The organism is Alistipes sp. ZOR0009, assembly GCF_000798815.1.
Classification (GTDB): Bacteria; Bacteroidota; Bacteroidia; order Bacteroidales; family ZOR0009; genus Acetobacteroides.
This window is the reverse complement of record NZ_JTLD01000012.1, coordinates 1-24,224: the sequence shown is the minus strand read 5'-3', so window position 1 is coordinate 24,224 and position 24,224 is coordinate 1. Positions and strand designations below refer to the sequence as shown.

General features: G+C 46.0%; 22 protein-coding genes and 4 tRNA genes. 12 read left to right on the top strand and 14 right to left on the bottom strand.

Translation table 11 applies throughout. The annotated features are described in order from the left end of the window. Nucleotides 1-33: 33 nt before the first annotated feature. The 6 genes from L990_RS03800 to L990_RS03775 all read right to left on the bottom strand — a co-directional run bounded on the left by L990_RS03800 (nt 34) and on the right by L990_RS03775 (nt 8,377). A complete protein-coding gene (locus L990_RS03800) occupies nt 34-963 on the bottom strand; it encodes a TerC family protein (protein ID WP_047445709.1) in 930 nt (309 codons plus the stop codon). 203 nt (nt 964-1,166) lie between these two features. After that, nucleotides 1,167-4,577 carry an efflux RND transporter permease subunit gene (locus L990_RS03795; RefSeq protein WP_047445707.1) on the bottom strand — a complete coding sequence of 1,137 codons (3,411 nt, stop codon included), beginning with the start codon at nt 4,575-4,577 and terminating at the stop codon, nt 1,167-1,169. 18 nt (nt 4,578-4,595) lie between these two features. Further along, nucleotides 4,596-5,726 carry an efflux RND transporter periplasmic adaptor subunit gene (locus L990_RS03790; protein ID WP_047445706.1) on the bottom strand — a complete coding sequence of 377 codons (1,131 nt, stop codon included), beginning with the start codon at nt 5,724-5,726 and terminating at the stop codon, nt 4,596-4,598. A 26-nt stretch (nt 5,727-5,752) separates the two neighbouring features. After that, a complete protein-coding gene (locus L990_RS03785; protein WP_047445704.1) occupies nt 5,753-7,057 on the bottom strand; it encodes a TolC family protein in 1,305 nt (434 codons plus the stop codon). Between the two features lie 58 nt (nt 7,058-7,115). Beyond that, nucleotides 7,116-7,745, bottom strand: a complete 630-nt coding sequence (locus L990_RS03780) for a TetR/AcrR family transcriptional regulator (protein WP_047445702.1) — start codon at nt 7,743-7,745, stop codon at nt 7,116-7,118. A 5-nt stretch (nt 7,746-7,750) separates the two neighbouring features. Further along, on the bottom strand, nt 7,751-8,377 hold the full coding sequence (locus L990_RS03775) for a TetR/AcrR family transcriptional regulator (RefSeq protein ID WP_047445700.1): 627 nt from the start codon (nt 8,375-8,377) through the stop codon (nt 7,751-7,753). A 150-nt stretch (nt 8,378-8,527) separates the two neighbouring features. Between L990_RS03775 and L990_RS03770 the strand changes: the two genes are divergently transcribed. From L990_RS03770 to L990_RS03750, 4 genes are all read left to right on the top strand, one after another. After that, nucleotides 8,528-8,779 (top strand): hypothetical protein, encoded by a 252-nt coding sequence (locus L990_RS03770; RefSeq protein ID WP_047445698.1) that lies wholly within the window; start codon nt 8,528-8,530, stop codon nt 8,777-8,779. 518 nt (nt 8,780-9,297) lie between these two features. Beyond that, nucleotides 9,298-9,591 (top strand): hypothetical protein, encoded by a 294-nt coding sequence (locus L990_RS03760; protein ID WP_047445695.1) that lies wholly within the window; start codon nt 9,298-9,300, stop codon nt 9,589-9,591. Then, a complete protein-coding gene (locus L990_RS03755) occupies nt 9,585-10,265 on the top strand; it encodes a carboxypeptidase-like regulatory domain-containing protein (protein WP_047445693.1) in 681 nt (226 codons plus the stop codon). The genes L990_RS03760 and L990_RS03755 overlap by 7 nt, the downstream gene beginning before the upstream one ends. A gap of 461 nt (nt 10,266-10,726) precedes the next feature. Further along, the gene (locus L990_RS03750; RefSeq protein WP_047445691.1) at nt 10,727-11,062 is read left to right on the top strand and encodes a hypothetical protein; all 336 of its coding nucleotides are present in this window, start codon (nt 10,727-10,729) and stop codon (nt 11,060-11,062) included. A 378-nt stretch (nt 11,063-11,440) separates the two neighbouring features. Here the strand turns inward: L990_RS03750 and L990_RS03745 are convergent. The 8 genes from L990_RS03745 to L990_RS03710 all read right to left on the bottom strand — a co-directional run bounded on the left by L990_RS03745 (nt 11,441) and on the right by L990_RS03710 (nt 17,449). Then, nucleotides 11,441-11,525, bottom strand: a tRNA-Ser gene (locus L990_RS03745). A 342-nt stretch (nt 11,526-11,867) separates the two neighbouring features. After that, nucleotides 11,868-11,952: transfer RNA gene (locus tag L990_RS03740), tRNA-Ser, on the bottom strand. A 276-nt stretch (nt 11,953-12,228) separates the two neighbouring features. Then, nucleotides 12,229-12,600, bottom strand: coding sequence for a hypothetical protein (locus tag L990_RS03735; protein ID WP_047445689.1), 372 nt, complete (start codon nt 12,598-12,600; stop codon nt 12,229-12,231). Then, nucleotides 12,590-13,588 carry a DUF4837 family protein gene (locus L990_RS03730; RefSeq protein WP_047445687.1) on the bottom strand — a complete coding sequence of 333 codons (999 nt, stop codon included), beginning with the start codon at nt 13,586-13,588 and terminating at the stop codon, nt 12,590-12,592. The genes L990_RS03735 and L990_RS03730 overlap by 11 nt, the downstream gene beginning before the upstream one ends. Nucleotides 13,589-13,616: 28 nt before the next feature. After that, a complete protein-coding gene (gene rseP, locus L990_RS03725; protein WP_047445685.1) occupies nt 13,617-14,927 on the bottom strand; it encodes an RIP metalloprotease RseP in 1,311 nt (436 codons plus the stop codon). Nucleotides 14,928-14,930: 3 nt separating this feature from the next. Continuing rightward, on the bottom strand, nt 14,931-16,082 hold the full coding sequence (locus tag L990_RS03720) for a 1-deoxy-D-xylulose-5-phosphate reductoisomerase (RefSeq protein ID WP_047445683.1): 1,152 nt from the start codon (nt 16,080-16,082) through the stop codon (nt 14,931-14,933). 3 nt (nt 16,083-16,085) lie between these two features. Beyond that, the gene (locus L990_RS03715) at nt 16,086-16,949 is read right to left on the bottom strand and encodes a murein hydrolase activator EnvC family protein (protein ID WP_047445681.1); all 864 of its coding nucleotides are present in this window, start codon (nt 16,947-16,949) and stop codon (nt 16,086-16,088) included. 116 nt (nt 16,950-17,065) lie between these two features. Beyond that, complete coding sequence (locus tag L990_RS03710) at nt 17,066-17,449, bottom strand: desulfoferrodoxin family protein (protein WP_047445680.1); 384 nt, start codon at nt 17,447-17,449, stop codon at nt 17,066-17,068. 170 nt (nt 17,450-17,619) lie between these two features. On the opposite strand from L990_RS03710, the gene L990_RS03705 reads away from it, so the two are divergent. The 8 genes from L990_RS03705 to L990_RS03670 all read left to right on the top strand — a co-directional run bounded on the left by L990_RS03705 (nt 17,620) and on the right by L990_RS03670 (nt 23,548). Beyond that, nucleotides 17,620-17,692 (top strand) — tRNA-Met (locus L990_RS03705). A gap of 143 nt (nt 17,693-17,835) precedes the next feature. Then, nucleotides 17,836-17,908 (top strand) — tRNA-Met (locus tag L990_RS03700). Nucleotides 17,909-18,149: 241 nt separating this feature from the next. Then, nucleotides 18,150-18,575 carry a thioredoxin family protein gene (locus L990_RS03695; RefSeq protein WP_047445678.1) on the top strand — a complete coding sequence of 142 codons (426 nt, stop codon included), beginning with the start codon at nt 18,150-18,152 and terminating at the stop codon, nt 18,573-18,575. Between the two features lie 3 nt (nt 18,576-18,578). Then, nucleotides 18,579-19,520: an FAD:protein FMN transferase gene (locus L990_RS03690; RefSeq protein WP_047445676.1), complete on the top strand. Its 942-nt coding sequence runs from the start codon at nt 18,579-18,581 to the stop codon at nt 19,518-19,520. A 38-nt stretch (nt 19,521-19,558) separates the two neighbouring features. Continuing rightward, nucleotides 19,559-19,783: a DUF4266 domain-containing protein gene (locus tag L990_RS03685; protein WP_052180697.1), complete on the top strand. Its 225-nt coding sequence runs from the start codon at nt 19,559-19,561 to the stop codon at nt 19,781-19,783. Between the two features lie 24 nt (nt 19,784-19,807). Next, a complete protein-coding gene (locus L990_RS03680; RefSeq protein WP_047445674.1) occupies nt 19,808-21,175 on the top strand; it encodes a DUF3570 domain-containing protein in 1,368 nt (455 codons plus the stop codon). Nucleotides 21,176-21,342: 167 nt separating this feature from the next. Continuing rightward, the gene (locus L990_RS19070; protein ID WP_052180695.1) at nt 21,343-22,881 is read left to right on the top strand and encodes a M28 family peptidase; all 1,539 of its coding nucleotides are present in this window, start codon (nt 21,343-21,345) and stop codon (nt 22,879-22,881) included. A gap of 322 nt (nt 22,882-23,203) precedes the next feature. Then, complete coding sequence (locus L990_RS03670; RefSeq protein WP_047445672.1) at nt 23,204-23,548, top strand: hypothetical protein; 345 nt, start codon at nt 23,204-23,206, stop codon at nt 23,546-23,548. Nucleotides 23,549-24,224 lie beyond the last annotated feature (676 nt).

Genomic DNA, 24,224 nt, shown 5'->3' with positions numbered 1-24,224 from the left:
GGCTGTCTTCCGACAGCCTTTTTTGTATAACCTTTATTTAGACTCCTCGACCTTTTCGGGGAAGAGCTTAGATAGCAAAATGGCAACCACCACAGACCCTAGGATAAACAGCAGCGACAATCCAATTGGAATATGGAAAAACCCGGATATACACATCTTTACCCCCACAAAGGCGAGGATACCTGCCAGCGCAAACTTTAGGAAGCGGAATAGCCCCATAACCTCCGAAACGGCGAAGTAAAGCGAGCGCAAACCCAAGATGGCAAAAATGTTGGATGTATATACTATAAAGGTATCGTTGGATATTGATAGGATAGCAGGGATCGAATCCACCGCAAATATCAAGTCGGAAAACTCAATAAGCACAAGCACAATAAAAAGAGGCGTAATGTAAAGCGTCTTATCGATACGGCGGAAGAAGCTCCCCTTCTCGTCGTTCTCGGCAACGGGATAAACCTTCTTTATCCACTTTACCAGCGGATTTTTATCGGGATGAATCTCCTTTTCCTCCTCCTCAAAAATCAGCTTTATGCCCGAGTAAACCAAAAATGCCCCAAAGATGTAGATAATCCAGTGGAACTTATTAATAAGGGCAACGCCCGAAAAGATAAACAGCGCGCGAAGAATAATGGCCCCAAACACACCCCAAAAAAGAACCTTATGCTGGTACTTCTGCTCCACCTTAAAGAATCCGAAAAGCATAATGAACACAAAAAGGTTGTCGATGCTAAGCGCCTTCTCCACCACGTAACCCGTAAGAAACTCTAACGACTTTTGGGTTCCCATAAAGTAGTAGACACCACCAGCAAACAGCAGCGCAAGGGCAATCCAAACCGCGCTCCACGTTAGCGCCTCCTTTACCTTTACCTCGTGGTTCTTTTTATGGAACACGCCCAAGTCGAGCGCAAGCATAAATACAACAAACAGATTGAAGCCAATCCACAGAAGAGCATTGCTACCCATTTTTAATCCTTTAGTTTTTAATTTTTATTCCGAGATAAACAGCGTTAGGCTGCTAATGTTTGCCTAACGCTGCTTTCTAAGGGCTCGCAAAGATATTCATTTGGCAGGATATAGCGATAGCTTCTGGAGTATGCCCCCTGAAAAAGGAAGGGCCGCACCCCAACGGAGTACGACCCTTTCTAGCTGTGTTATTTTGTCAAATCCTAGTGCTTGCGAAATCTTTTTCTAAACTTAATCTGCATGTCGATAACCAAGGTATAGGTTACAGGCACGATAATTAGCGTTAGGAAGGTCGCAAACGATAATCCGAAGATGATAGTCCACGATATAGGCTTCCACATGGCCACGATATCGCCACCGAAGTAGATGTTCGGATCGAGATGGGTAAGGAATCCCACAAAATCGATATTTAACCCGATAGCCATTGGCACCAACGCCAGCATGGTACAGATTGCCGTAAGAATTACAGGTCGCATACGCACCTTTCCGGCCTCCTTCACGCATTCGCGGGCAACGTCCGATGGAAGATCGAAAGGAGAGCTGAGCCCAAGCTCGTGCGCCTTGCGATTTTTTAGCAGCTCGATGTAGTCTACCAGCACAATACCGTTCTTAACCACGATACCCGCCAGCGAAACGATTCCAATACCCGTCATGATGACAATGAAATCCATCTTAAAGGTTGCCAAACCACCAATTACTCCAATGAACGAGAAGACAACCGTACCCATGATGATAAAGGGCAGCAACGTAGAGTTGAACTCGGTCACCATGATGATGTAGATAAGCGCACAAGCAATCAGAAGTGCCCATACCAAGAACGCCATAGACTCTTCCTGCTTCTCCTGCTCACCTGTCTGCGAGATGGTATAGCCTTCGGGCAGCTTAAAGTTAGGAAGGATCATGCGCAGCTGATCGTTGATGGCGGTTGCATTATATCCCTCAATAACGTTACTCCATACGGTAATCACGCGCTTACGATCGAGACGGTTTACCGACATGTAGGTATTATCTGGAACAAACGAGGCAACGGCCGAAAGCGGAATCATCTGTACCTGGTTGTTATCGTGCACGGCAATCTTTTGGTTCAGCAGCGTCGAAAGGTTGTAGCGATACTTATCCATCAGCCTTATCTGGATTGGATAGTCGTCCTCTCCCACCTTCATCTTAGAAGCCTCCTTACCGTAAAGCGCAGTACGTATGGCCATGGCCACCTGTCCAGTCGAAAGACCAAAGCGGCGGGCCTTATCCCTGTCTATATTTACACGAAGCTCTGGCTTACCGATATCAATATTCATCTTAAGCCCTTCGATACCATCCATACGCTTAGAGTTGATAAACCCAATTAGCGAATCGGATAGCGATATCAGGCGGTCGAAGTCTTCGCCAGCCACCTCGAGGTTGATTGGCTTACCAACGGGAGGGCCACTCGCCTCCTTTTCTACGCTTACAATGATACCGGGGTACTTTCCAACCAGCTCGGTAGCCACCTGCTTTTGGATTTTCTTGGTATCAACACCCTTACGCTCCACATACTTGGCAAAAGAGATGGTAACCATCCCCTTGTTGGGCTGCTCGGTACCCGAAAACTCATTGTCGCGAACCACCTTACCAACGGTGGTAAGCATAGACTCCACCATAAACTTGTTAGGCTTAAGGATGCTATCCAAATCGTTCTCGATGCGAGTTAGAGCCACGTTGGTTGCGCTAACATCCGAACCTGCAGGAAGCTCCACAATCACCGATATGTAGTTAGGATCGTTCTCGGGGAAGAAAAGCACATTGGGCTGCCTGATAGCAAAAAGAGCGATGGCAACAATAAATAGGATGACCGTTAGGGCAAAGAATTTGCGAGGATTTTTCCCCTTAAGCGCAAAGCCAATCGCCTGCTTATACTTCTCCTCTAGGCGTACAAGGCCAATATCCATAAACCAGCTTTGCAGGCGGTGGAAGTAGTAGATATTGAGGAGCATTATCACCCCAATAATTACCAGCACGTTGGCAATAAACATCCAGCCAATAGCATATAGAGGCACTGCCACCCCAATAAGAATTAGCGAGCGCTTTAGTACAGCCTTACGTTTAGCCACAAAGTCCTCATTCTTATCAATACGTATGTATACCGCTGCAAAAACGGGCACAATAACCAGCGCAACAAAAAGCGAGGCCGACATTACAATTACAAGCGTAATGGGGAGCTGCTTCATGAACTCGCCAATTATACCTTCCCAGAACATAAGCGGCATAAACGCAGCTAGGGTAGTCATGGTGGTGGTAATAACTGGTATGGCAATTTCGCCGGTGGCCTTCTTAGCCGCCTCGAACGGTTTGTAGCCGTTGTCAACAAATCGGTAAATGTTCTCGACCACCACGATGGAGTCGTCTACGAGCATCCCCAACGCAAGGATTAGCGAGAAGAGCGTCATCATGTTTACCGTAAAGCCAAGAGCCTTAATTACAATAAAGGTAATAAGGATGGATAGCGGGATGGCGCTAGCCACAAACATGGCGTTACGTGTACCCAAGAAGTAGTAGAGCACCAGCAGCACAAGGATAATACCCAGCAGCATGTTATTCTGCAGGTCCTCGATTTGCATGTTGATGGCGTCGCTTTGGTCGTTGGTAAGCGTTACCATCAGGTTTTTGGGCACCATATTGTTGTCCTGCGCCTTCTTCAGCTCTAGGTTAATCTTCTCTACCGCTTCGAGCAGATTTTGTCCGCTCTTCTTAACCACCTGAATGGAGAGCACTGGCTTGTGGTCGAGACGAGCAATCGTCTTTGCCTCGGCAAAGCCATCCTTAACTTCGGCCACATCCTTTAGGTAAACGGTCTTGCCGTTATCCTTTTTTACAATGATGCCCTCTATATCGGCAATGCTCTTAAACTCGCCATCGATACGTACCGAGCGCTGCGTTTGTCCAAGCTTAATTTCGCCACCCGACACCGAAAGGTTTTCGCCTGCAATGGCTCCCTCGATATCGTTAAACGAAAGGTTGTACGACTCGAGCTTGGAAAGGTCTACGTTAACCTTGATTTCGCGATCCTCTATCCCTTGGATGTTGGCCTTCGAGATTTGAGGAAGCGCCTCAAACTGATCTTGCAGGTAGTCGGCGTACTTTTTCAACTCCTCAAGGCTAAAGTCGCCCGAAAGGTTGACGTTAATGATCGGAATTTCCGAAAAGTCGATATCGTTTACAACCGGATCCTGCTTAAGGTCGTTAGGAAGATCGCGCTTAGCTCTATCAACCGCATCCTTTACATTTTGCTTTGCCTCCTTGATGTCGATATTGGTGTTAAACTCCACAATAATCATCGACACATCCTGGTAGGAGGTGGAGGAAAGCTTTTTAACCCCCTTAACCGACTCGATTTCCTTTTCGAGATGGCGGGTTATCAGGTTCTCAATATCTACAGGAGAGTTACCCGGGTAGATGGTTTGCACCATGATGGTGGGAATTACCAGCTCAGGGAAAAGCTCCTTCGGAAGGCTCGTGTAGCTGAAGATTCCAAAGATGGAAATCATCACCGTAGCCAAGAAAATCGTTATTTTATTCTTCAGCGCCCAGTTGGTAGGCCCAAAGCTGCGTTTTATCTCACGCTCTAAACTTTCTGACATAGATTTGGGTCAATTAGTTTACTTAATGCTAACAGGACTCCCGGTTGCCACCTGGTTGTATCCGGCCACAATCACCTTGTCGCCTGCTTTTAGCCCTCGCTCAATGGTGCTATTATCCTGGTAGCTAACACCAGCCTTTACGTAAACCTTCTTAGCAACTAGCCCTTTGGCCGTTTTATCGGCAACAAAAAGGAACTGCCCCTTCTCGTCGTTTTTCACGATGATGGATGGAACCACAAACGAGGTGTTGCTACTAAAATCCTTCAGCACGATGGAGGCCATCTGGTTGGGAAGGATATGGCTTCCGTTGCCGCTGTAGCTAACCTCTATCGGGAAGGTACGAGTCTGCATGTCTACCACATTACCTACACGCTGAATGGGTAGGTTCAGCTTGATATCCGGATTTGAAGGGAAGCGAACCTCCACCATTTGGCCCTTCTTTATTTTTCCGATAAAGCTTTCAGAGGCTTCTGCCTTAATTTTTATCGATGAAGGGTTAACCAGGTGAAGTACAGGCTTACCAGGAGTGGCAAGCTCTCCCTCCTTTTGAAAAATATCATCAACCACGCCGCTAAATGCTGCGTTGATGGTAGAAAGGTTTAGCTGCGAACGTAGGGTGGCCAGCTTACGCTCCATTGCCTCCTTGTTATTCTTTGCCTGAAGGTACTGCACCTCAGAACCAATCTTCTGATCCCAAAGAGCCTTCTGCTTCTCGTAAATATCCTTAGCTAGGCTCAGCTGATTCTTCACCTCCATGATGGAGTTGTCCATAATCTCGGTGGTAAGGCGCACTAGCGGCTGCCCTGCTCTAACCGACTGGCCTTTGGTTACTAGTATCTTTCTAATTTGTCCGGATGCCTCGGGGCTAACCATCGCATCATTCTCGGCCTCAACCATTGCGCTAAGCTCGAGGTAGTGGTTAAAGTTTTCGGGGTTAACCTCCTTAACCTGCACAGGTATCAAGCCGGCACCAGTTTTGGTTCCCAGCTCGGCAAGCTGCTTCTCCAAATCGCTAATTTCCTTTTCTATTTTAAAAGATTCTCCCTTTAGCTCGGTAATCTTTGCGCGAATCTTCTCAGCATCGGGCTTTTGGGAGCATCCCGAAAGCAGTAGAACGATAACGGCCGCTGATAGTAATCCTGTTCTCATATACTGGTTTGTTTTATTTTACGGTACTATAAATTGCTGGTAACCTTATCGAGGTGTAGCTTAGCCTTAAGCATGTCGAACTCTGCGCTGTACAGGTTGCCAACCGATTGGAGCAGCTTATCGTTAGCTTGGGTAACATCCATGCTGGTTGCCAAACCGTTGTTAAACTTAATGGTAACCTCGCGGAGCACCTTTTGCGCTAGGGCAAGGCTGCTCTTGCTATTTAGGTACTTGTCCCACGCGGTATTAAAGTCATCGCGAGATTGGAGGTACTCCATGTTGAGCCCACGTGTGGCCTGCTCCTTGGCCAGCTGCGCCTTGTTAAGAGCAAGCTTAGCCTGTCCCACCTTAGAGTAGCGCTCACCGCTGCTAAAAATAGGTAGCGTAACGCTAAGACCTAGCATGTTAACTGGCTGAAAGTTTACGGGAGGAGCAGGAAGCGGCTTCTGAAACTGGTAAAAGCCTGCAACGGTTGGCAGGTAGCTGGTAAGCTCCAACCTATAAAGCAGCTTCTTCACCTTTTCCTGTGTCTCGGCCATGTTATAGTTGATGTTCTTCGAGATATCGAAAGGGGTTTCGATAATTCGATCACGGTTAAAGCTTAGGGCAATGTTCTCCAGCTTATCGGTAAGCTCAATCTCAGAATCGAGGGTTAGCCCCAGCTGGTAGTTTAGCAGGCGACGCGCCACCTGCTCCTGGTTATGGGTGGTAGATAGCGAAAGCAGCAGGTCGTTTACCGCAATCTTAAGCTGATCGACCGAGGTAGACTCGGCAAACCCCTTCTCCAACATTTTTTCGGTATCGAAAAGCGTTTTTTGAAGGTTGGTTAGGTTGTCCTTTAAAACGGCGCTGGTTTCCGACATCAGCAAAACAAGGTAGTAGCTCTGAGCAACCGATTCGCGAAGATCGATTCTGGTTTTTTCCAGCGTCTGCGCCACCATCTCCTTGTAGGTTTTCGAAGCCTGCAGCCCAACAATGTAGGAACCGCTAAAGATCAGCTGCGAAACCGTTGCGGTAACGTTGGTAGAGTTCTTAACGCCAACAGGAACCAAATCGTTCCCAAATTGAATTGTTGGTATAGATCCAGGATTGTGGTTGTACATCAGCTTTGCCTCTGCCTGGGGCAAACCGATGGCTGTCGATTCCCAAATCTTCTTCTGTGCAATATCCAAATCGTAGAGACCATCCTTAACCGTCAAGGAATTCTCCATGGCATACTCCTGCGCCTGCTTAAGGCTCAGCTGCATTTTTTTTGCCTCGTTATCCGCCGAAAAGGCGCCCTTACCCACCAGCAAGCACGCCAGGGCTAAGAGTGTGGTAACCTGTTTCATTTAATTCTCTGTTTTCTTTGTATGCACCGCCCCTTTCGAGTCGGCTGGATATCTATATTTACGCTTGTTTTTCTAGGTTAACCCTAAAATTTATCGAATTTCGGAGCAAAACCTGACCACTTGGCGTACAAACCCCCTTAAGCTGGTAGTAGAGAAGCTGGTCTATCTCGTTCTCGCCCTTTATTAGCGGCATAAACCGGTACTGAGACAGGAACAGATTCTCCATTTCGAAGAGGTAGTACTTGCTGGTTAGGTCCACATCCAAATCGTTCTCAAATAACCCAAGATGAACCCCTTTGTTGATGTTAAAGCTTATAAAATCTAATAATTCTCCCCTTCTTTTAAAGATGATATTCTGCAGATTCTCCTGGTACTTGGGCATAATATCAGCCTCCAACCGCTTATGGTAGGTTTGCGATAGGTTGTAAATCGATTTGGTGATGGCAACCAGCGTCTCTATCGGGTTCATATTTTTAGACAGCACGCTGGATATCTCGGTCTTCTGCTTCATCGAAATGTAGTCCAGAAAACTTTCTACCATCTGCTGCTTGCTTTCGAAGTAGTTATATAGGGTTTTTTTGGTAACGCCAATTTTTTCGGCAATCTCATCAACGGTAAGCGTGCTGATACCGAATTTCATGAAAACCTCGGCAATCTTGTTGGTGTAGTGTAAACGTTTTGATTTCATGGCCCTCAATTTTGTGTTGTAGTACTTGCATTAAACTTATCCATTTGGCTGGCAACTATCGCATACCCCTTCTCGCTGCACATCCCAAAGAGATGGTACAGGAACAGCTCGCGGTGAATCTTGCCCGAGTATATCTCCTCGGTGCTAAAAACCTCCAGCATGAAGGTTTGCGCTCGGTGGCATACCAACCGGGCAATGATATCGGGATCTACATCCCTAAACAGCCCCTCTGCCTGCCCCTGGCGTATGTTCTCGACATGCATTTTGTAAAGCATCTCCTTCCCCTTTCCGTATACCTTAGTAAAGGTCTCGGGATAGTACTTGCGGAGGTCGTGCTCCAGCGTCGGACTCGTGGTCTTAATCATCTCGGTAACGAGCTGGTAGATCTCAAGCAACGACTCAATGGCATTTAGCTTCTTCTGCTTAATCTCTTCGAACTGTTTCAGCCTATTTTCATAAATTAAGTTGAGCGAACACTCCACTATCTCGGACTTATCCTTGAAGTACTCGTAAAGTGTTTTCTTGGAAATACCCAGCTCTCGGGCAATATCGTTCGTAGTAATGCTACGAATGCCGTACTTCGTGAATAATCCCATTATCTTATTAATCAACTCTTTTCTCTCTTCAGTCATAAACTTAATATACTATGGAAACTTTGGCAATATAAATAGTTTCCTGAGTATTAATGCTTGGTTAGCTCCCGCCGACCTCTAATTAACGTTAAGTTTTTGCATGTTTTTGAGCCATGATTTCTGCATACCAACCTAATTTCAGCAACAAAAATGGAATTTTTAGCAAATCGGCTCAAGATAAATTCGACAAGCAGCCATAAAAGGGCGACGAACGGGGGGAAAAAGGAGATGGAATCGGGAGGAGCAGCCCCAACGTCTAAAAGCCTACCGTTGGCTCCGCCAAAAGCCAAGCTGACCTCAAAAAAAGCGAAGGCTGGAAGAACCGCAACGCAGCTTGCCCTTCGGGATATGCCGTTGGGCAAGCCGCCATACTCCGATTGGCATTTAGGAAACGCCGTTTAACCAGCGGGGAGTAGCGTTAGAGCTGAAGGAAATGCCGTTAGGCTGCCCGCTTTTGCCACCTGACAGCCAAAAAGGCTGGCTTAATAATAAGAAAATTGCATTTAAACGTTAATAATTCATAAATATTCGCCTTTTTTAGCCCGATTAGCCTCAAAAAAAACAGGCTTGCCAGCTGGAGATAGATGTTTGACGCGACGGGAATACTGTTTGCCACTACGGGAATAACGATTGATGGGCTGGGAATAACGGTAGTACTGTCGGGAATATTTTTTGTTTTAACACCAACAATTGGTAACACATTAAAAATTGAGCCAACCCTAAAGTTACATATCGAAAGATTCCGAGAAAGCTGCAATTACGATTTGAAACCACGCCACGTTATCCACAAAAGTTGTTCAAAAAATTGCACATCCAATTTGAAGGGCTAATCTCCATTTTGAATTTCTCTTTTCTAATTTTTATTTTTACTAAGCAATGTTATAAAAATCAGATAGAAATAAATTTAAACCATCTATATTATGGTCGGTGATGATCTTTTTAACTCCTATTCAAAGGCAATGGACATCGATCAATGCCTTGCAAGAACTCCCGAGCTACTGACGCATGCCGGAGTCATAAAAGTTAAGGAAACGCTACAAAACAGAAACCTCGCGTTGGAGGAAAAGCTTCCGGAGCTCATCTTGGAGCGCTACTCGAGCAAAGGGTTGTTTGGACCACTACGAGCAGGGCTTGTAGAGGAGGTACGCTTTGCCAGCGAGAAGCTGCTGGCCTACGCCCACATGGAAAAAAACCTAAAATCACCACCATGGTGAAGCAGGGCAGGAACGACCTGAAGAACATGACTCAGCCAGCGCTTGCCACCTTTGCGGAGGAGCTGGTAACCCTAATAAAACCGATTAAGACCGATTTAAAAGACTACTTCTACCAAGAGGAGAACTTTAAAAACCTAGATGATAGATCTAAGGGCTATCGGATGCTGCTCAACGAGAAAAACGACCATAAGCGGAAGTACACCATGTCGGTTGCCATAGTTAACGAGATGGAGGCTGCCTACCGCAGGGTGTTCGACGACCTAAAGATCCTGATTCCGTCGTTCTCGCGCGAGTTTCCCGAGGAGGCAAGCTACATCAGCGGGCTGCTAGAGAATAAGCGTAAGCCTGCCAGCCGAAAGTGGTCGGTTATGGCAAGCATTACCGACACCGATAGCCAACCAATGGTTTGCGCCAAAACGGAGATATTTAGGGACGAAGATGGAAGCATCTACCAGCAGCTGGTAGAAGAAAAGGTACCAATAGCCAACATCAAGGAAAAGCCAGTATGCATCAAAATAACCACCAAAAACGGGGTGTTTATTTGCCATACCCTAGAACCGGGCAGCTACACGGTGCATATCTCGATGAATGGCTATAAGTCGGTGGTGCTAAAGATGTACATAAACCCTATGAACACCTTTAGAATAGACGTGAAACTTGTAAACCTTAGCTGATATAAAAGAAAATGTCTGATTTGAATAACAACGCTGCCGCAATACCGCAGTGATTGGTGGTGGGCGGTATCTGAAAGAGGAGTGGCAAGGCGTTGCTCCTCTTTCTTCTTTTTGCGAGACTACGTAAGCAGGGCAGCCATGGGCTAAACCTTCGATAAAGGCATTCTTTCCTCCCCCAAAAATAGATTGTGCCAGCCGCAAAAAGCAGCAGGCTTTGCTCACCCTACCATCCCATCCGCCAAACAGCCATTTGAGGAAAACAGGGGAGCTTTTTCCCCTACTGCTGCAATAACCTCAACATACCTTTGCCGTTCAGCAGTATATTTACAATGCCGTAAAAAACTGGTTGCTACCACTTTCTACATTTACAGCCGCTGCTGCAGGTATATTGTATAGAATTTGAATCATATTTTAATGTAAATGCATTTACAAAGTCATACTAACTATTAAAACACACAATTATGAAGAGAATTACGATTATCACATTGGTTTTGCTTGCGGCAAACTTTGCCATTGCAAGCATATCGGCACACCAGCCTTTCCTTGCTAGTACAGAAATTCCGTCTCTAGCAAAGCAGGATACAACAACCAAGAAGGTGGATGAATTCAAAAGGATAGACGTAAATCAGCTTAACGAGAACGTGCAATCGGCAATAAAAAAGTTGGCGGAGAGCTATCAAATCGACGAAGTTTGGTATAACGAAGCTCGCCAAATTACCAAAGTAGTCATTTCGTCGAATGCGGATAAATCGAAGATGGAGGTGATACTGGATAACGAAGGCAAAAAAATTGAATAGGCTACCCGTTATGCCACTACCCAGCTGAAAGAAGATATCCGAATTTGCTTATAACCCTATATGCATTCCTTGATACTAAATCCTGTTTTATTGAAGAGGTTACTCCGAAAAGGGTAACCTCTTTTTCGGCTAAAGAAGGCTCCCCTTTTCCCTGCATTACTACGCTTATAAAGAGAAGAAACAAAATGAATACTTTCGGAAATATAGCTGCTCGCTACTTTTTACGGGCTAAACCGCAGCCGCTAAACCTAAACCTTGTAAAGCGGCTATGAGAATGGCATTACAAGCCGATAGCCGAAAGCAAATACAGCTTTAGCAAAAAACAAAACCCTGCAGATATTACTTCTACAGGGTTTAATCTTTTACCGAAAATGTCTGCGGAGAGGGAGGGATTCGAACCCCCGGAGGTTTGACCCTCAACGGTTTTCAAGACCGCCGCAATCGACCACTCTGCCACCTCTCCGAGGACAAAAGTACTGCCATTTTTGTTCCCTGCAATAGCTTCCGGCTATTGTTTTTAAAAAAATAATGAATAATAGGGATTCCGTTTTCTGAGAATCGACGGGCAACAAGAGCGGTTAATGGGATAAAAAAAGGGAAAAAATCTGGACAAGGAGGAAAACAGACATACCGTAAGCGGGAAGCCTATGAGCATCCAGAGCCATCGGCCTGCCAAAAAAATATGGTGAATTGTTCGGATTTATTTGCTGCCCAAAGGTAGGTAAGGCTACCCTACTTTGGCTAAAGCGACGTAGGCTTAGCGTAGGGGTAAAAAAAATGCCGAGACAATGCTCGGCAACTTCTGCGGAGAGGGAGGGATTCGAACCCCCGGAGGTTTGACCCTCAACGGTTTTCAAGACCGCCGCAATCGACCACTCTGCCACCTCTCCGGGCACAAAAGTACTGCCATTTTTTATTCCTGCAATAGCAACCTGCTATTGTTTTTCAAAAAAATATGAATAATAGGGGCAAAATAGTTCAAATTGACCTCTTTTTATGGACTCTCCTCAGAAATAAGCTGGTAGTAGAGCGAAATAGAGTAAGCCTTACTACCAAAAAAAGAGTCCCTAAGCACAAAATAAAAACGAAAAACCTCCTGTTTAGGTAGTCCCAAGGGGCGCCTACAGCCAAAAAAAATGCCGAGACTAAGCTCGGCATTGTATGTTTTACTTGTAAAACCGTCGTAAAAGCACCTTTTGCAGCTCGCGCTCTATTATCTTATGCGAGAGCTCCTCCTCCACCGTACCGTTAATAGGCTGGCGCAACATTTTTGCCGCGCTGATGTCTATTTGGTAAAGCAGATTTTTCAGGATGCTGGTATCCCTAGCCGAAAGCTCGGTAATATGATGAAAAACCTGCCCGTATAGCTCCTCGTAGGCATTTGAGATGTCGTGGCTAAAGGTGATAGCCATGCCCCACATGCCAAAATCCTTTTCGAGCTGACGAGCAACATCGGCAACAATCTCCTCGCGGAGCAGGGCATCCTCCATCTGCTCGCGGGTAATCATACCACCAAATCGTTCGGGCTTACTTTCCATCCAAATCCAAATTAAAGATGATGGCTTCGGTTTGAAGCAGCGGCTTGCGCTTATCCTTTTTAGGAGAATACACGTAAGCTCTAATGGTAAGCACCTCGTTCTTTTCCTTAATTAGGGTGCTATAGCTGATAAACGGTCCGCCCATAAATTCCTTCTCCACATCCCAGTAGCCGCGCATGCGAACCCACTCGCGCCCCTTGTAGGTCACCTTTTCGGCTTTTGGCGGAACCATATTCTCGGTAATCATGTAGCTTCCTTCGCTTGGCCCGGGCACATACTGCTTCATCAGCTCGTCGGTAACGGCAATAATACCCTTATCGGAGAGGTCGCGCTCGCTTTTATAGGGCGAGGTGAAAATAAGCAGCCCTTGGCTGGAGTAGTTGGTCTCCAACGAAAGCCACATGAAGTTGGGCTTGCTGGTACGAAGCGCATATCCGCTGGGGAAAAAGAGCTCAAACCCGAATTTTTCCTTTACAGCGGCGGTAAGCTCAGCCAAAGCAGAAGATTTAACGACAGCAGCATAGCGATCCTTCTCGGTCTGATCGAAGATCTCGCGAAGGCGCGCCCCGTTTTCCTTTACGTAAATGGCAGCCTCCTGTGGACTTGGCGCCTGAACGGTTATCACCACCTGTGAGGATGCATACACATCCTTTTGGATGATGAACTTTGGCTCCTTGTACTCTGCACCAAACTTATTGATGATCAGATTACGGTATTTTTGAGCCGTACTGGCAAAAACATCCTTGGTTACGTGGTTAACCTTAAAGGATGGTTCGGCCTGAGGAAGGTAGGGGTACTGGTCTTCCAGTACCTCCTTGTATGTTTTACCAAGCTCAGCCTTCCAGCTCTCCTCGTTGAGCACCACCAGCACATCGCAGATGGCACCAGCAGGGTTAGGTAGTGAAGATGAGCTACTTTTCTTTTTATTACAGCCGGCTGTTACAGCCAGCAGGGTAAGGGCAATAATTAATGTTTTAAATATATTCATGGCTCAACAGTTGAGATAATGCATAAAGTTAACGAAATAGCTTTACGATATCATTACCATTGGCATAAATTAGTAGCGAAAACAGAATTACCATTCCAACAATCTGCGCATATTCCATGAATTTTTCGCTAGGCTTGCGGCGAGTAACCATTTCGTAAAGCAGGAACATAACATGTCCCCCGTCTAAAGCAGGAATAGGAAGAATATTCATTATTGCCAAGATGATGGATAGGAAAGCAGTCATATTCCAGAATGCGTACCAGTCCCATGTTCCAGGAAAAATCTTCCCTATGGCAATAAAGCCACCCAACGACTCGTAAGCTTTGGTTTCTGGCGAGAAGATCAGCTTTAGCTGCTTTAGGTAGTTAGCCCCCTTGTCGATTCCGTGGCTTATACCAGCAGGAATAGACTCCCAGAAGCCATACTCTATCTTGCTAATCTTAAACTGATCGAAGTCGAGCATGGTACCAATAAGGCCATCGCCATTGGGTTTTACGTTTATTTTTACGGTATCCTTACCACGAAGAAGCGTAACTGCAACTACCTTCTCCTTGTGGGCTTGGAAGTACGAGCGAAACTCATCAACAAAGGTCATTTTGGTGGTGTCGGCAGAGATAAATACGTCTCCCACCTGCACGCCAGCCGCCTTAGCTGGCATATCCTTGGCTACATCGCCAACTTTATACACCACGCGAGGGGCAAACATCCCCTTAGCGTTCAAAATCTCGGGTACGAACTTGCTGGCAATAGGCACATCTACCTGCTGGCCATTACGCTCCACCTTTACGTTCTTTACCTCATTAAAAATAATGTCGGCCTGTAGGGTGGCTACATTTTCCAACGGTTTTCCATCCAAAGAGATAATCTTATCGCCGTTGCGGAAGCCAATTCGTTGGGCTAAGCTGTCGGCCTGAATACCGTACTTGGCATCCTTGTTGGCAATATACTCCTCGCCCCAAGTGTACAAAACGGCAATGTAGATAAACAGAGCCAGAAGGAAGTTTACCAAAACACCACCAATCATGATTAGCAGGCGCTGCCACGATGGCTTAGAGCGGAATTCCCAAGGCTGGGCAGGTTGCTTCATCTGCTCCTTATCCATGCTCTCGTCTATCATTCCCGAGATCTTTACGTAGCCACCAAGTGGAAGCCAACCTACCCCATACTCGGTTTCGCCCTTTTTAATTTTAAACAGCTCGAACCAAGGGTTAAAGAAGAGGTAAAACTTCTCCACCCGCGTCTTAAAAAGCTTCGCGAAAAAGAAGTGGCCAAATTCGTGCAGAAGCACCAGAATCGAAAGGCTTAAAAGTAGCTGTGCTACTCTAACAAGTATTTCCATTTTTTACTGAATTAACGATATAGCAATTTGCCTGCACTCTGCATCGCTGTCGCAGTAGTCGGCAAGGGTTGGTTTTTCTATAAAGGTAGCTTTCTGCATTACCTGCTCAATAATGTCGGACATCTGAAGGAATCCGACCTTACGCTTTAGGAAGGCATCGACCACCACCTCGTTGGCCGCATTCAGGATGCAGGCCATGTTTCCACCTCGTCGCATTGCCTCAAAGGCAAACCCAAGGTTCCGGAATTTGTTGATGTCGGGCTCCAAAAAGGTGAGCGTTTGGTAATCCCTAAAATCTAACCGCTTGAAATCGGTATGCAAACGCTGGGGAAAGGTAAAGGCATACTGTATGGGCAGCTTCATGTCTGGTAATCCCATTTGCGCTTTAATGGAGGAGTCCTGGAACTGCACCATGGAGTGTACGATAGACTGCGGATGTACCACCACCTCAATCTGCTCGGGCTTCACATCGAAAAGCCACTTAGCCTCAATCACCTCAAAGCCCTTATTCATCATCGAAGCCGAATCGATGGTTATTTTAGCCCCCATGCTCCAGTTGGGATGCTTTAGGGCATCATCAACGGTCACATTTTTCAGCTCATCAATATGGGTATGAAGGAATGGGCCTCCAGATGCCGTTAGCAGAATCTTCTCAATGGGGCTCATCTCCCCAACTAGGCACTGAAATATGGCGGAGTGCTCCGAATCGACAGGTATTATCGGAACCCGATACTCGTCGGCTAACCCCATAACCAGCTCTCCGGCCACCACTAAGGTCTCCTTGTTGGCAAGAGCTATCTTTTTCTTTGATTTGATGGCGTTGATGGTTGGCATTAGGCCAGAGTAGCCAACCATTGCGGTAAGTACCGTATCAATAGTGTCCATCTCCACCACCTGCTCTATGGCCTTACTCCCGGCATACACCTTTATGGGGTAGCTGCTTAAGGCGTCGGCCACCTGCTGGTACTTTGCCTCGTTGCCAATTACCACGGCGTTGGGCTGAAACTTGATGGCCTGCTGAACAAGCAGCTCTACGCTGTTGTTGGCCGTTAGCACCTCTACTTCAAATAAATCAGGATTAGCCTCTACCACCTCTAACGCTTGCGTGCCAATAGAGCCGGTAGAGCCTAAAATTGCAATTCCTTTTTTGCTCATCTTCTAGAAAATAACGTACTGCTGCGGATTAATGGGCACGCCGTTGTACCAAAGTTCAAAGAGCAGCAGCGCTGTATTCTTTTGCTCACCTTTAGTTCCTACCACGGCAATGGCCTCCCCTGCACGTACCTTTTCGCCTATCTTTTTAAGGACTCGTGAATTATATTTATAAACAGTCACCACATTACCACTATGCTGTATGATGATGCTGTACCCATTTTCCATACTCCATCCGGCATCGACAACGGTACCCTCGAGCGAGGCAAGTACCAGCTCGTTTGGCGCAACAGACAAGGTGACACCCAGCTGTCCTGCCTGCGCATTGTAGGGTTTTAGTATCTTACCCTTTGCAGGCGTAAAGAACCTTACCCCTGCTATACCTTGAGGCTTTTTATTGTCGTTAAACACGGAGAGCTTATACTTCTCCTCGGCCTCAACCTTGGCTCTTAGCAACGAATCCTCCTTCGACCGCCCCAGCTTTAAGTTCTTATACTTCTTAGTCGTATCGGGCTTGCTCTCAATAACCTCTGTTGGCCGACCAGAAAGCACCCGGTTTACGTTATCCAGATGGCGCTGCCACATAACCAGCTCGCGCTCGAGCGAATCGACCTTAAGCGCATTGGCAACGATGTTCTTTCGGGTGTTTTTATCGGGATATCCAGGAATAAACTCGCGAAGCGGGGTAAAAGAGATGAGGATGGTCACCCCAAAGATGATCAGTATAAGAAGTGATCCAAAAACGAGCAGCACGTTCATTCTCGAAAGACGAAGGAACCAAACCTCCTCCAAGTTCGAATCGTTGTAGATACTTAAACGGTACTTATGGTGTAGCTTTGTTATAAGCTTCTTCTTTTTGCTTTCGGCCATTATTCTTTGTTATTGGAGACCACAAATATATAAGAATTAAGGTAAGTACGTATAAAAAGCCGACAGGCCAGCAACGAATGCCTCCCATCGGCTTATACTATAGCTTCTTGTTGATGTTAATCTACAACCTTAACATCTACGGTTTCACTCTCCCAAAAACCATGCTTGGTACATACGGCCATAGCAGTTAGGTTCATGGTCATCTTCGGAACAACGTAAAAGTCAACCTCCACATGCCCGGGCTGGTTTCCCAGCGCACCAGGAGTAAAGAATACCTGGGCCAAAAGCGTCTCCCTATTCCAAAGCTGAACGGTGCTAATGTAGTGATCGTAATCGTCGGGATGGGTATACTGATCGCCAAGGGTAACCTTCACCTTAAACTTCTCATTTCTTTTCGTCTCCTTTTCGCAAACAACAAAGGGCGTGTGACGATCGAAGTAGTCCTTACGGCACTCCTTCTCCTCTAGGCTGATATCAACAGGTTTAAATACTAATGGCATACGGCAAAGTTTATTTTTCTACGAATTTAAAACATCATTTTCAATAAATCGAGCGGAGTCTCCTAAAATTAAATGGATATATTTTTTGGTTAGCCCTTGCAGTTTTAAAATAAAGCATTACTTTTGCAGAGCAATTGAGAAACGCAGATAACGATCTAAAGATATAACATTGCGGGGTGGAGCAGTTGGCAGCTCGTTGGGCTCATAACCCAAAGGTCACAGGTTCGAGTCCTGTCCCCGCTACTAAAAGCCTGATAAAGCAATTTATCAGGCTTTCTTATTTATGGAGAGACATTTAAGACTAATTGGCTTGGAAGTGTACGCTGCGAAAGTTACCTTTGCCAAACATTTAAGAAAAGAAAGATAGTAATCTAAAGATATAACATTGCGGGGTGGAGCAGTTGGCAGCTCGTTGGGCTCATAACCCAAAGGTCACAGGTTCGAGTCCTGTCCCCGCTACTACCAAAAGCCTCTAGAAATTCTAGGGGCTTTTTCTTTTTCCCTACTAAACAAATAGGTTATACTACTACCAGCCTATATTCCTGTTACTTAAATCAGCAATTCTACCTTACATTCAAATTAGGAGCTTTAACAAAGCATTAAATGGTTTTAACAAAACTATTTGTCACGTTTGCAAACTGAAGGTGGGGAAATTTGTTAACTAAGGAAAACAGCGTATCGCTATTATCAAAAGCAGCGTATGAACATCATTACCGCATTTGTAATTTCTGCCGTACTATCGGCAGCTTCTATTTGGACAAACGATTTTGAACAGGCTAAACAGCAGGCCAAGCAGGAGAACAAGCTAATTCTTCTAAACTTCTCGGGATCGGACTGGTGTGGCCCCTGCATTAAGCTCCATCGGGATGTATTCGAAGCATCCGTATTCCAAGATTTTGCAAAGCAAAACCTAGTGCTTATCAATGCCGACTTCCCCCGATTAAAGAAGAACCAGCTAAGCAAGGCCCAAATCACCCAAAACGAAGCCTTGGCCGAAAGGTACAACCCCAAGGGCATCTTTCCGCTTACCCTGCTGCTCGATGCAGATGGTAAAGTTCTTAAAACATGGGAGGGCAACAACGGAATCCAGCCCGACAGCTTTATAGAACAAATTAAGGCTAAGTAGCCGATGAGTAGTCCCCACGAACTTCAACTTTTCTCGCGTGCAATGAAGCTTATGGGCAACCGCTTTGAAATAAGCGTTGTTGCCGCAGACGAGCTTTGGGCAAACGAACGTATTGATGAAGCCGTAACGGAGATACAGCGCATCGAAGAGCTGCTAACCACCTTTAAGGATAGCAGCCAAACCAACCGCATTAACCAGAACGCTGGCATAGCACCAGTTGCTGTAGATCGGGAGGTCTTCGATTTAATCAGCCGATCCGTTAGAATTTCGGCTCTTACACAGGGAGCTTTCGATATAACCTACGGCTCGCTAGATAAGCGGTTCTGGAACTTCGATACAAAGATGACTTCGCTACCCGACCCTAAAGTCGCCAAGCAGTCGGTGTCTCTAATCAGCTACAAAAATGTGATTCTCGATAACGAGAGGTGTACCGTGTTCCTGAAAAAGAGCGGGATGAGAATTGGCTTTGGTGGAATAGGCAAAGGCTATGCTGCCGACAGGGCAAAGCTGGTTATGCAAAAAAATGGGGTCGCTAGCGGTGTGGTTAACGCCTCTGGAGACCTAACCGTTTGGGGGAAACAGCCCAACGGAGACTCCTGGACAATCGGGGTTGCCAATCCCGATCTGGCAGATGAGTCCTTCTCCTCTTTCAAGATTGATAACGCCTCGGTAGCAACATCTGGAAACTACGAGAAATTCGCAGTTATAGATGGAAAGAGATATTCGCATACCATTGATCCCAAAACAGGATTTCCGGTATCTGGTATAAAAAGCGTTACGATAATTACCACATCGGCAGAGCTGGCCGACGCCATGGCTACACCCGTAACGGTAATGGGGGTAAAGGTTGGATTAAACCTTATCAACCAAATGAGAGACATTGCCTGTATTATAATTACCGACGAAAATCAGCTTTTTTGTTCCAGTAACGTTAGAATCAGTTAGCAGCCCTCTGGCTGCCCATCATCATTAATACAAATAGGATGAGACGAAAAAAATCGATCGGATTAGGAGTAGTGCTGCTGCTAGTATTGCTGCTCCCCTCCTGTGCAACAGTCAAGGAGTACCAAAAGATGTACCTTAACGACTCCGAGATGGAGCTTTCAGCACGCCGAGTACAGCTGCTGGAGAGCAATTTCTTGATGTATCGCGAGGGAGCATCGGGTGCAAACGGAGGAAAAACAGGTGGAGGTTGCGGCTGCAACTAGCCCAAATTTTAGCAGCTAAGGTTTATGAAGAAAATCACCTTATCCCTATTGGGGATTTACCTTTCGGCTTTAATGGCCTTTGGACAAGCGAACAAGGATACCAGCAGCTACAAATCTACCCCTCTTAAATTCGACGAGGTTAACTTTGTATCTGGGTACTACTCGCAGAACGGAAACCACTCGGCAGTTACGGGAGGTGTGGGCACAGAGGAGCTCACCAACTTCTCGAATGTCATCAACCTAAATCTATCAAAAAGAAGCAAGCATAAGCTGCATACTTTTTCTTTGGACGTGGGTATCGACCACTATACCTCCGCATCGTCGGATATGATTGACGGATGGAGGGGCGGAAAGCTTCCTTCGGGCGGCACCACAGATGACGATAACGATGAGTTCGAGAAAAAATCCAACCTACTAAAGAGCGGCCCCGTTTCGAAAGCTTCAAGCATCAACCCGACTACTCCCCAAACAGGAGCCTCCTCGTCGGTTTACTCTAGAGCCTCGCGCAGCGATAACCATATCTACCCATCGCTATCGTACAGCCTCAAAAATGAGCTGAAGCACTTTCAAATCGGCGCCAACCTGGCCTACTCCCACGAGTTCGACTACGAATCGAAGGGTGCAACCATATCGTTTGCAAAATTTTCGAAGGATAACAATAGGGAGCTTGCCGTTAAGCTTTCAGGATACTTTGATGAGTGGCGAGTTATCATCCCCAAAGAGCTGAGGGAGTCGGGCTATGGAGGGATAAAACCTTACGGTTCGGGATCAGAGGAAGATCCAACCCCTATCAAGCACGAACCGCGCACATCGTACAACGCATCGCTAATCTTTTCTCAGATTGTAACCACGCGGCTACAGCTGGCCATACTACTAGACTTAGCCTACCAGCATGGGCTGCTTGCCACACGGTATCAGCGGGTCTACTTTAACAACAACTTCGAGAACTATGAGAATCTTCCGGATAGCCGGTATAAGGTTCCCGTAGGCGTAAAAGCAAGCTACTTTGCTGGTGATCGTATTATTTTAAAAGGTTTCTATAGGTACTATTGGGACGACTGGGGCATCAAGGCAAATACTTTTGAGCTCGAAATGCCGGTTAAGCTAACCCCTTTCTTCTCCATTTCGCCTTTTGGAAGATACTACCAGCAATCTGCTGCCAAATATTTTGCCCCCTATAAGGTACACACCATAGACGAACCATTCTACACCAGCGATTACGACTTATCTAAGTTTGATAGCCAATATTTTGGGTTAAACGTAAGGTTTACATCGGCTGATGGCATCCTTGGAATGAAGTTCTTCAATGCGCTTGAAATTCGTTACGGACACTACAACCGGTCTGATGGATTAAACTCCAATATGGTTGCAGTATCCTTCAAGTTTAAGTAAGCAACCTTAGCTATACACAAAGCGCTTGGAAAGTTAATTTCGAGGCGCTTTTTTTTGATAATCGCTAACTAAAATCATCCTCGGAAAAAATTATCTGCTACATTTACTATCCAATGGATACTTAATCTGCAGCATTTAGTACCCCAACCCATTAAACTAACCTATTTATGATAAAAAAAGCATCTTTGCTCGTCTATTTACTATCCTTCTCCGCCCTAACTTTTTCGCAAAGCATCCCCTACAAGCAAAAGGCTTCGGCCGAAAGTCTGAAAAGAGACCTAACCTTTCTTTCGTCCGACAGCCTAAAAGGGCGAGCAACGGGAAGTAAGGAGCAGGAAGTGGCGGCAAGCTACATTGCCAATAAGTTTAAGGAGCACGGACTAAAAGGAGTTTCGAACGAGAAGGAAAATCCCTACTTCGAAAGCTTTTACCTTGCCTCCTCCACCTTTCCTAGCAACCATCAGCTCACGATTAAGGAGTCTGGCGAAGCGCTATCCCCCCTTAAAGACATTATTATTGCCACCGGCAAAAGTATTACCGACAGCCCCATTATTCCATTTATCGGCGCATCGGACTCGCTAAAAGGCAAGCTTTATACAAAGGTTATTGTAGCCACATCCTTCGAAGAGGGCATCTTGGAGATCGAAAAGCAGCTCGCAACAAATAGTTCAATAAGCTCGTACATGCTGGTGCTTCCCATAAAAAAGATGGTCGAGTATAATAAGGCGCGCCTTAATCTCACAGCAGCTAAAGTTACCTTTACAAATACCCCTGGCGATACCATAACATTAGGACGAAATGGCGAAAAGATTCCCTTTTCGTCAAATATTTACTTCTCAAATGTCCTAAAATTCATCTCTACGCATCCCAGCATCACCTTAAGCATAACCGACAGCTTCCTTCTAAAAAAACTTTTTGCCAGCAATACGCTCGATAATCTATCCAACACCAGCAAAGCCATCATCGGGAATACCATTCTAGTGAACGGAACAATTTCGCCCGAGAAGGTAACCTTTAAGAAGGTAGCCAACGTGGTGGCCAAGCTCGAGGGGACCGACCCAAATGGGGAGGCCATAGTCGTAAGCGCCCATTTCGATCATATAGGAGTAAAGCCAGTAGCCCAAAAAGAAAATGCGAATGCCGATTCAGTTTGTAATGGTGCCGACGATAACGGCTCAGGAACCTCTGCCATAATGGAAATCTCCAGGCTTTTTGCCAAAGCAAAGAGTAAGGGAATCCAACCTAAAAGAAGCATCCTTTTTGCCGCATTTACAGGCGAAGAAATGGGGTTATTGGGATCGCAGTATATGGCACAGAATCCCTTTTTCCCACTAAGCAAAATAAAAGCGGTTGTTAACCTCGATATGGTCGGCAGAACGGATGAATCCCACTCCGATTCGGACATGTACGCCTATCCGCTTACATTTGGAGATACGCTAACCCTGCAAAAAGTTCTAAACCGATCGGCCAAAAGAGCTAAGATAGACATCTGGAAAGAAATAGCTCCGTTCGAAATGCTGCTTTGGAGTGGCGGATCCGACCATGCCTCCTTTGTAAATAAAGATATCTCGGCAATTGTCATTACAACCGGGATGCACGACGACTATCACACTCCTGCCGATGAGGTTCAAAAAATAAACTTTAAGCGCCTCGAACGCATTTCCACGTTTACCTACTTCACCGTATGGGAGCTAGCCAACCAGTAAGCAGATACAATACATAAAAAGCCGAGGAATTCTCGGCTTTTCTTTTTATCAATGTCGCACACAACCAATCTAGCATTATCCGTTCCTTATACCCCATTAAAGCTCATCCTAGCTTCATATTTATGGCTACAATCATGGTTCTATAGCCCCATTATAGTGATAAAGATGGAAAATACATCGATGGTTCTGTTCCTGTATAGGGTAGAATTCACGCAGCTTTTAACTCGGATTTGCTCTATAGACATATTCTCCCACCAATAAAAATTCCGTGCTCCAGTAAACCCTTAAAACGCCAATAGTGTTTAATAAAAAAAAGAAAGCCATGAGCCAAACACTAGAATCCTTTTACAACGACATAAAAACAAATCTTAGCACCATTGTTCAGCCTCGCTGCATCACCAAAAACACCGAAGCCAGCTTCGAAATATGGTCAACGCACGACACATCCTGCCTCTTTTTTTGTAGCATCAATCTTCACCTCGATCATATCTACATCAAGTTCTCCCCAAATCAACCCGAAGAATACTTTAAAGTCCTCCGCCTGTATATTCAAAATAACCACTCCGAATTCTATATAACAGAAAGTGACATTTCGGAAGTTCTACGCAGCAACCTAAAAAACACAATCGTTACGCTTCATCGCCACTTCGCTGGCAAGCTAACTTAGCTCATAAAAACAGCCAGTTCAGATTTTACAAAGATGATAGGCCAGCACCTAAGCGCCTTTGGCTATTAACAGATAGTCTTGCCATTTCCCACAAGCTCTTGCAACTTGCGCAGAAGCTCTCGCAACTTCTCCACGAACTCTTGCAACTTGCGCAGAGACTCTTGCAACTTCTCCACGAGCTCTTGCAACCTGCGCAGAAGCTCTCGCAACTTCTCCACGAGCTCTTGCAACTTGCGCAGAAGCTCTTGCAACTTCTCCACGAGCTCTTGCAACTTGCGCAGAGGCTCTTGCAACTTCCCTCTAGCTCTTGCAACCTGCGCAGAGCCTCTTGCAACTTCCCTCTAGCTCTTGCAACCTGCGCAGAACCTCTTGCAACTTCCCTCTAGCTCTTTCAACTTGCGCAGAGGCCACCACCGCTCGGCTTAGCGTCCTCGCTAAGCTGGGTTCGGTACGGCCTCCGGCCGCATGCGCCAAATTCGAGGATGTAGTACCAAAGGGGGAAAGATAGAAAGCTAAATTCACCGTAAAACGACCCCATTTTACCCGAAAAGGGCGCCAACCATACCAACTCCCCGAAGCGCCTTGGGCGGCCGGCAGCGCCGCGTGGAGCGGGCTGGAAGAATTAGGACACAGAGCTCAGGGGAAGCCTTCCGTTAGGGGAATAAACAAAAAAAGG